Source organism: Burkholderia sp. AU32262, assembly GCF_020419985.1.
GTDB lineage: Bacteria > Pseudomonadota > Gammaproteobacteria > Burkholderiales > Burkholderiaceae > Burkholderia > Burkholderia semiarida.
This window is the reverse complement of the sequence record NZ_JAIZRS010000005.1, coordinates 341,826-349,913: the sequence shown is the minus strand read 5'-3', so window position 1 is coordinate 349,913 and position 8,088 is coordinate 341,826. Positions and strand designations below refer to the sequence as shown.

Annotated in this window: 6 protein-coding genes and 1 pseudogene; 1 reads left to right on the top strand and 6 read right to left on the bottom strand. The window is 66.1% G+C overall.

All coding sequences use genetic code 11. The annotated features are described in order from the left end of the window. The 6 genes and pseudogenes from LGN10_RS08595 to LGN10_RS08570 all read right to left on the bottom strand — a co-directional run. A pseudogene (locus tag LGN10_RS08595) lies at positions 1-896 on the bottom strand (hypothetical protein); the annotation flags it as partial. Between the two features lie 289 nt (positions 897-1,185). Continuing rightward, a complete protein-coding gene (locus LGN10_RS08590) occupies positions 1,186-2,196 on the bottom strand; it encodes a HoxN/HupN/NixA family nickel/cobalt transporter (RefSeq protein WP_196755129.1) in 1,011 nt (336 codons plus the stop codon). Between the two features lie 166 nt (positions 2,197-2,362). Further along, complete coding sequence (fusA, locus tag LGN10_RS08585; RefSeq protein ID WP_060966749.1) at positions 2,363-4,474, bottom strand: elongation factor G; 2,112 nt, start codon at positions 4,472-4,474, stop codon at positions 2,363-2,365. A gap of 214 nt (positions 4,475-4,688) precedes the next feature. Beyond that, positions 4,689-5,189 carry a DUF192 domain-containing protein gene (locus LGN10_RS08580; protein WP_034208197.1) on the bottom strand — a complete coding sequence of 167 codons (501 nt, stop codon included), beginning with the start codon at positions 5,187-5,189 and terminating at the stop codon, positions 4,689-4,691. Positions 5,190-5,349: 160 nt separating this feature from the next. Then, on the bottom strand, positions 5,350-5,562 hold the full coding sequence (locus LGN10_RS08575) for a hypothetical protein (protein WP_006398520.1): 213 nt from the start codon (positions 5,560-5,562) through the stop codon (positions 5,350-5,352). A gap of 282 nt (positions 5,563-5,844) precedes the next feature. After that, a complete protein-coding gene (locus LGN10_RS08570) occupies positions 5,845-6,423 on the bottom strand; it encodes a pseudouridine synthase (protein ID WP_226222776.1) in 579 nt (192 codons plus the stop codon). A gap of 276 nt (positions 6,424-6,699) precedes the next feature. On the opposite strand from LGN10_RS08570, the gene icd reads away from it, so the two are divergent. Continuing rightward, on the top strand, positions 6,700-7,956 hold the full coding sequence (gene icd / locus LGN10_RS08565; RefSeq protein ID WP_006478026.1) for an NADP-dependent isocitrate dehydrogenase: 1,257 nt from the start codon (positions 6,700-6,702) through the stop codon (positions 7,954-7,956). The last annotated feature ends 132 nt before the right edge of the window (positions 7,957-8,088 follow it).

Below are 8,088 nucleotides of genomic sequence, written 5' to 3'. Positions count from 1 at the left end.
CCTCCGCCACCGCCACCGCCACCGCCACCGCCACCGCCACCGCCACCGCCACCGCCGCCGCCGCCGCCGCCGCCGCCGCCGCCACCGCCACCGTGACCACCGCCGTGACCGCCGCCGTGACCGCCACCACCGCCGTCACCGTGGCCACCGCCACCCGAAGTACCGCCACCCGAAGTACCGCCACCCGAAGTACCGCCACCCGAAGTACCGCCACCCGAAGTGCCGCCGCCCGAAGTACCGCCACCCGAAGTGCCGCCACCCGAAGTACCGCCACCCGAAGTACCGCCACCCGAAGTACCGCCACCCGAAGTACCGCCACCCGAAGTACCGCCACCCGAAGTACCGCCTCCCGAAGTACCGCCACCCGAAGTGCCGCCACCCGAAGTACCGCCACCCGAAGTACCGCCACCCGAAGTGCCGCCACCGGAAGTACCGCCACCCGAAGAGCCGCCACCTGAACCGCCGTTGCCCGACGCGTTGCCACCGCGGCCCGTACCGCCCGGGCTGCCCGAGGTTCCCCCCGTCGTTCCCCCGACACCGGCAGGTCCGACGGCGCCGTTCCCGTTGTTTCCGCCGCTACCGTTCCCGTTGCCACTGCCGCTACCTGTCCCACCACCATTTCCGCCGCCGCTGCCGCTCGCGCCGGGACCGCCATTACCGGCGCCCCGGCCGGCATAGACGTGCGCCGCGCATCCAGCCGGATCGGCCGCGCACGGCGAGGCGTTCTCGACCAGCGTCATGATGGTGTCCGCACTGGCGTTCGTGTCGGACGCGGAGTCGGGTGTCGTGTTCTGTGCGACGGCATACGAGCAGCAGCACGCCAACGCGGCTGCGGCCAGCAAGGTTGCACGAGGGCGCCGTCCCGCCGCGCGGAACGGTTGTGTCGTTTTATGCATCATGGCCTCCCCATGCGCGCGATGCCTCGTTGCCGCGCGACGATTTACGTGTAGTGCAGGGGGCTCAGAAGATTCGTTGTCCTATCGTCGGCCGATGGCGTTCGGGCCGGCGCTTGACGCCAGCCGCGGACGCGGATCGGCACGCGGGCCCGCCGTGCGGATCCCACTCTGCGAGATTCGTGCCATCGGCCGCTCAGGGCCGTGACGAAAGGCGTGCGCAGTCGCGCGAGCGCGCATGCAGCACCGTTGGGAGGCGTTTTGTTTCCGGAATGAAACGTAGGGGCGTCGTTCAGCGCGCCGGCGCGTCGGCCGCGCGTTGCCAGCGGTGGAACAGGATCGACGCGATCCAGCAGAAGAGGAACAGCGCGACGATGCCGTAGCCGATCGAGCCGAAGCGTTCGCCGATCGCATCGAGCGTGTCGCGCACGGGGCCCGACAGCGCCAGCTTGTCGGCCAGCAGGCCGGCCGCCTCGATCCCGCCGATCGCGAGCGCGACGGCCGCCGACACGAACGTGATGCTCGCGTTGTAGAGCAGCTTGCGCTGCGGATCGTCCATCGCCCAGCCGTATGCCCGAATCATCAGCACGTTGTCGGTCGAGTCGATCAGCGTCATGCCGGCGGTGAACAGCGCGGGAAACAGCATGACCGTATAGACCGGGAGGCCCTGGCTCGCCTGCGCGGCGGCGATCGCGAGCAGGCCGATTTCGGTTGCAGTATCGAAACCTAGCCCGAACAGCACGCCGACCGGGTACATGTGCCAGCTCTTCGACACGAACCGGAACAGCGGGCGCAGCAACCGCGATACGAGTCCGGCGGGACGATGGTCGTGCGCGCCGTCGTGCGTATGCCCGGATGCGCCGCGATAGCGTCGCCACACGTCGCGCAGGATCATCAGGTTCACGCACGCGAGCACCAGCAGGAAGGTGGCCGATACGGCCGTGCCGATCGTGCCGCCGATTTCGCGAAATGCGTCGAACCGGTCGCGCAGCGCGAACGCGGTCAACGCGATGCCGAGCGTCGCGACGATCACGATCGTCGAATGGCCGAGCGAGAAGAACAGGCCGACGCTCACCGGACGCTGGCCGTCCTGCATCAGCTTGCGCGTCGCGACGTCGATCGCGGCGATGTGATCCGCGTCGACCGCATGACGCAGCCCGAGCCCGTACGCGATCGCCGCGGTGCCGAGCAGCAGCGGATGGTCGCGCAGCACCGCGAGCGCCCACAGCCAGACGGCGACGTTCGCGGCGATCAGGCCGGCATAGAGGGTCAGCAGGCGGCGCAGGGCAGGGGTGGGCGGCATCGGGCGGGTTCCATCTGACGAATCGCCATCCATTGTGGCACGCGAAAAAAAGCTCGGCGCGCCGATCAAAAAGGGCCGCGATTCGCCGTGTGCGCCGGACGAAAAAAAGCCCGTCCGGAACCGGACGGGCTTCGCGTACCCGCGACCGCGCGCGGGTGAGCAGTGCTTACTTCGTCTTCGCGTTGATCACGGCTTCCGACACGTTCGCCGGCGTTTCCGCGTAATGCTTGAACTCCATCGTGTACGTCGCACGGCCTTGCGTGGCCGAGCGCAGCGACGTCGAATAGCCGAACATCTCCGCGAGCGGCACTTCGGCGCGCACCAGCTTGCCGCCGCCGCCCGCGATGTCCTCCATTCCCTGCACGATGCCGCGCCGGCTCGACAGGTCGCCCATCACGTTGCCCATGAAGTCCTCGGGCGTCTCGACCTCGACGGCCATCATCGGCTCGAGCAGCACGGGCTTCGCCTTGCGCATCGCCTCCTTGAACGCCATCGAGCCGGCCATCCGGAATGCGTTTTCGTTCGAGTCGACGTCGTGGTACGAACCGAACGTCAGATGCACCTTCACGTCGACGACCGGGTAGCCGGCGAGCACGCCCGACTTCAGCGTGTCCTGGATACCCTTGTCGACCGCCGGGATGTATTCACGCGGAATCACGCCACCCTTGATCTCGTCGAGGAACTCGTAGCCCTTGCCCGGGTTCGGCTCGAGCGTGATCACCGCGTGGCCGTACTGGCCGCGACCGCCCGACTGCTTGACGAACTTGCCTTCGACGTCGGCCGCCGTCGTGCGCACCGTTTCGCGATAGGCGACTTGCGGCTTGCCGACCGTCGCCTCGACGCCGAACTCGCGCTTCATCCGGTCGACCAGGATTTCGAGGTGAAGCTCGCCCATCCCCGAAATGATCGTCTGGCCGGACTCTTCGTCGGTCTGCACGCGGAACGACGGATCTTCCTGCGCGAGCCGGTTCAGCGCGAGGCCCATCTTTTCCTGGTCGGCCTTCGTCTTCGGCTCGACGGCCTGCGAGATCACCGGCTCCGGGAATTCCATCTTCTCGAGGATGATCGGCTTGGCCGGATCGCACAGCGTGTCGCCGGTGGTCGCCTCCTTCAGGCCGACGGCCGCCGCGATGTCGCCCGCGCGCACCTCCTTGATTTCCTTGCGCTCGTTCGCGTGCATCTGCAGGATTCGGCCGAGCCGCTCCTTCTTGTCCTTCGTCGCGTTGAGCACCGTGTCGCCCGACTCGACGACGCCCGAATACACGCGGAAGAAGATCAGCTGGCCGACGAACGGGTCGGTCATGATCTTGAACGCGAGCGACGAGAACGGCTCGTCGTCGCTCGGGTGGCGTTCCGCCGGCTTTTCCGGATCGGCGAAGTCGTGGCCGAGGATCGCGGGCACGTCGACGGGCGACGGCAGGTAGTCGATCACCGCGTCGAGCATCGCCTGCACGCCCTTGTTCTTGAACGCGCTGCCGCACAGCATCGGCACGATCTCGTTGGCGATCGTGCGCTTGCGCAGCGCGGTCTTGATCTCGTCCTCGGTCAGCGATTCATGGTCGTGCAGATACTTCTCGAGCAGTTCCTCGCTCGCTTCGGCCGCGGCCTCGACCATCTTCTCGCGCCATTCGTGCGCGAGATCGACGAGGTTCGCGGGGATGTCCTCGTACGTGAATTTCACGCCCTGGCTTTCGTCGTCCCACACGATCGCCTTCATCTTCACGAGATCGACGACGCCCTGGAAATGGTCCTCCGCGCCGATCGGAATCTGGATCGGCACGGCGACGCCCTTCAGGCGCTCGCCGATCTGCTTCTGCACGCGGAAGAAGTCCGCGCCGATCCGGTCCATCTTGTTGACGAACGCGATGCGCGGCACCTTGTACTTGTTCGCCTGGCGCCACACGGTCTCGGATTGCGGCTGCACGCCGCCGACCGAGTCGTAGACCATGCACGCGCCGTCGAGCACGCGCATCGAGCGCTCGACCTCGATCGTGAAGTCGACGTGCCCGGGCGTATCGATGATGTTGATCCGGTGTTCCGGATAGTTGCCGGCCATGCCCTTCCAGAAGGCCGTGGTCGCCGCCGACGTGATCGTGATGCCGCGTTCCTGCTCCTGCTCCATCCAGTCCATCGTGGCCGCGCCGTCGTGCACTTCACCGATCTTGTGGCTCACACCGGTGTAAAACAGGATGCGCTCGGTCGTCGTGGTCTTGCCGGCGTCGATGTGAGCGCTGATCCCGATGTTTCGATAGCGCTCGATGGGGGTTTTGCGGGGCACGTGAACCTCCTGGTGGTTCGGATCGTAAGGGGGCCGGCTGGGCCGGCCCGGACTGGAACAAGCGAGATTTAAAGGATAGCGCTTGTCCGTGGCTTTTGCAGATGCGGGCAGCGTGTGCCGAATCAAGGCGGGCGCCGCGGGCGGGCGAAAAAAAGCCGGCGCGCTGCGAGCGGCCGGCTCGGGTCGACGCGCGGCGCCGCCGCGGCATGGGCGGTTACTGCGGCTTGGGCAGCCCGTCGAGCTTCATGCCCGGCTTGATGCCCTTCGCGGCGAACCAGCCCTTGCTCATTTCGAGCGCATAGACGCCGTTGTTGCGCGGGCAGTGGTTGTCGGTCGTCTCGGCCTTCATCTCGTCGATGTCGGTGATCGTGCCGTCCGCGCGGATGAACGCGATCGACAGCGGAATCAGCGTGTTCTTCATCCAGAAGCAGTGCACGGCGTTCTCGTTGAAGACGAACAGCATGCCTTCGTTCGGCGCGAGCTGCGAACGGTACATCAGCCCCTGTTCGCGGTCGGCGTCGTTCGCGGCGACGGCCGCGTCGATCACGTACATGCCGGCGCGCAGCTTCACGCGCGGGAACTCGCTCGGCTGCTTGGCGCCGGGCGGCACTTGCGCGCCGGCGGCCTGCATGCCGAGCGCGAGAACGGCGAGCGCGGCGGGAAACACGGCGGCGCGCGCAAGGCGGCCGAGCGACGGGCGCAGGGAGAATGGCACAGCATGGCTCCTGTCTGGAAAGCAAGACCCGCATGGTACGCGATGCGCGGCGGCGGGCACAAAAAAGAAAAAGGCAGATCGCCTTGCGGTGATCTGCCTTTCAACGCCGTAAGAACGGCAGGACTGCGTGTTCTTGACTGCGTTATTACAGCTTGCTTACTTAGTTCGAAGCAGCTGCCGGAGCTTCGGCTTCGCTAGCTGCCTTCTTCGCAGCGTGGTGCTTCTTGGCGTGGTGCTTCTTGGCAGCCTTGTGCTTTGCCGGTGCCGAAGCAGCTGCCGGAGCAGCAGCCGAAGCAGCTTCCGGAGCCGATGCTTGTGCGAAAGCAGCCGTTGCGAAGAGACCAGCGACCAGAGCGGCGATCAGTTTGTTCATGTTGTGTTCCTCAGCTTTAGTTAATTAACCAAATGACCCGGCAATAGGAGTCATGTCGTCTAACGGTGCCATCCACCTTTCGGTTGACAGACGCTTCGAGAAATTTCTCTTTGCGCTGCGGGCGCCGAATCGTATTCGAATAAAACGTCGCTTTCGTGACGCAAACACGGGGTTCGGCTGCCAATGCCGGATAGCTAAGGTTGGCATCTGCGTGGTTTAACGCGCGATCTGCGCGCGCGGTTGACGAAAAAGACGACGAAAAATTCGCGCGCCCTGGATTCGCTACCCGGCGGCTGCGAAACCGTCCCACGGCGCGCGCGGCGGCAGCGCGATTGTTTCGCCCGGCGCAATGCCGAGCGCGAATATATCGAGCGCGCCGATGCCGACGCGCACCAGGCGCAACGTCGGAAAGCCGACGGCCGCCGTCATCCGGCGCACCTGCCGGTTCTTGCCCTCGGTGATCGCGAGCTCGATCCACGTGGTCGGAATCGCGGCGCGGTAGCGGATCGGCGGGGTGCGCGGCCACAGCGTGTCGGGCGGCTCGATGAATTCGGCGCGGCACGGGCGCGTCACGTAGTCGCCGAGATCGACGCCGCGCGCGAGCGCCTTCAGGTCGGCCGGCCCCGGCGCGCCATCGACCTGGGCCCAGTAGCGCTTCACGAGCTTGTGGCGCGGCTCCGCGATGCGTGCCTGCAGCGCGCCGTCGTCGGTGAGCAGCAGCAGCCCCTCGCTGTCCGCATCGAGCCGGCCGGCCGCGTACACGCCGGGCGTTTTTACCCAGTCGCCGAGCGACGGCCGCGTCTCGTGCGCGGAAAACTGGCAAATCGTGCCGAACGGCTTGTTGAGGGCGATCAGGGTCATGGCAGGGCGCCCGCCCGGCGCCCGTACGGAGCGCGGGCGGGCGGTCTATGGCAAATGGCGGAATCTTAATGCATAATACGGAACGGCAAGTCCTCTGTCTTATATAAGACATGAGTGAGGTCTTGATACGCAGTGCCGCGGTTCGCGCCGAAGTGCCCGGTTGGGGCGCTAGAATAGCGGCTCGCTGTTGCCGTCACGGGGTGGCCATGCCGCGCCCCCGCCGCGCGCGCAGCTTCGACCAGCATCACCTGCTCAGCCACGTCACTGGAGTCGATCATGCCGTATCAGCACATCAAGGTTCCGGAGGGCGGTGACAAGATCACCGTCAACAAGGACTTCTCGCTCAACGTTTCCGATCAGCCGATCATTCCCTATATCGAAGGCGACGGTACGGGCTTCGATATCACGCCGGTCATGATCAAGGTCGTCGACGCGGCGGTCGCGCATGCGTACAAGGGCAAGCGCAAGATCCACTGGATGGAGATCTTCGCGGGCGAGAAGGCGACCAAGGTGTACGGCCCGGACGTGTGGCTGCCGGACGAAACGCTGCAGGTGCTGAAGGAATACGTCGTGTCGATCAAGGGGCCGCTCACGACCCCGGTCGGCGGCGGCATCCGTTCGCTGAACGTCGCGCTGCGCCAGGAGCTCGACCTCTACGTGTGCCTGCGCCCGGTCCAGTACTTCAAGGGCGTGCCGTCGCCGGTGCGCGAGCCGCAGAAGATCGACATGGTGATCTTCCGCGAGAACTCGGAAGACATCTACGCGGGCATCGAATGGGCCGCGGGCTCCGAGCAGGCGAAGAAGGTGATCAAGTTCCTGCAGGACGAGATGGGCGTGAAGAAGATCCGCTTTCCGGAAACCTCCGGGATCGGCGTCAAGCCCGTGTCGACCGAAGGCACCGAGCGGCTCGTGCGCAAGGCGATCCAGTACGCGATCGACAACGATCGCAAGTCGGTCACGCTGGTGCACAAGGGCAACATCATGAAGTTCACGGAAGGCCTGTTCCGTGACGCCGGCTACGCGCTCGCGCAGAAGGAATTCGGCGGCGAGCTGATCGACGGCGGCCCGTGGATGCGCGTGAAGAACCCGAAGACGGGCAACGAGATCGTGATCAAGGATTCGATCGCCGACGCGTTCCTGCAGCAGATCCTGCTGCGCCCGGCCGAATACGACGTGATCGCGACGCTGAACCTGAACGGCGACTACATCTCCGACGCGCTGGCCGCGCAGGTCGGCGGCATCGGGATCGCGCCGGGCGCGAACCTGTCGGATTCGGTCGCGATGTTCGAGGCGACCCACGGTACGGCGCCGAAGTACGCGGGCAAGGATTACGTGAACCCGGGTTCCGAGATCCTGTCGGCCGAAATGATGCTGCGCCACCTCGGCTGGACGGAAGCAGCCGACACGATCATCGCCGCGATGGAGAAGTCGATCCTGCAGAAGCGCGTCACGTACGACTTCGCGCGCCTGATGGAAGGTGCGACGCAAGTGTCGTGCTCTGGCTTCGGCGAAGTGCTGATCGAGAACATGTAAGACCCCTTCCGGGGTGGGCCGGCACGATGCCGGCCGCCCCGGCGCTGTCTGCCGGCGCCGGAGCGTTTCGTGGATGGCAGGTTTGTTGGCAGGGCGGCCCGGCATCCGGGCCGCGGCGCCGCGATGCGGCCC

Bases quoted from the DNA above. Each gene is read 5' to 3' on its own strand.
- LGN10_RS08590 (WP_196755129.1), bottom strand. From the start codon at position 2,196: ATGCCGCCCACCCCTGCCCTGCGCCGCCTGCTGACCCTCTATGCCGGC.
- LGN10_RS08575 (WP_006398520.1), bottom strand. From the start codon at position 5,562: ATGAACAAACTGATCGCCGCTCTGGTCGCTGGTCTCTTCGCAACGGCT.
- LGN10_RS08570 (WP_226222776.1), bottom strand. From the start codon at position 6,423: ATGACCCTGATCGCCCTCAACAAGCCGTTCGGCACGATTTGCCAGTTT.
- icd (WP_006478026.1), top strand. From the start codon at position 6,700: ATGCCGTATCAGCACATCAAGGTTCCGGAGGGCGGTGACAAGATCACC.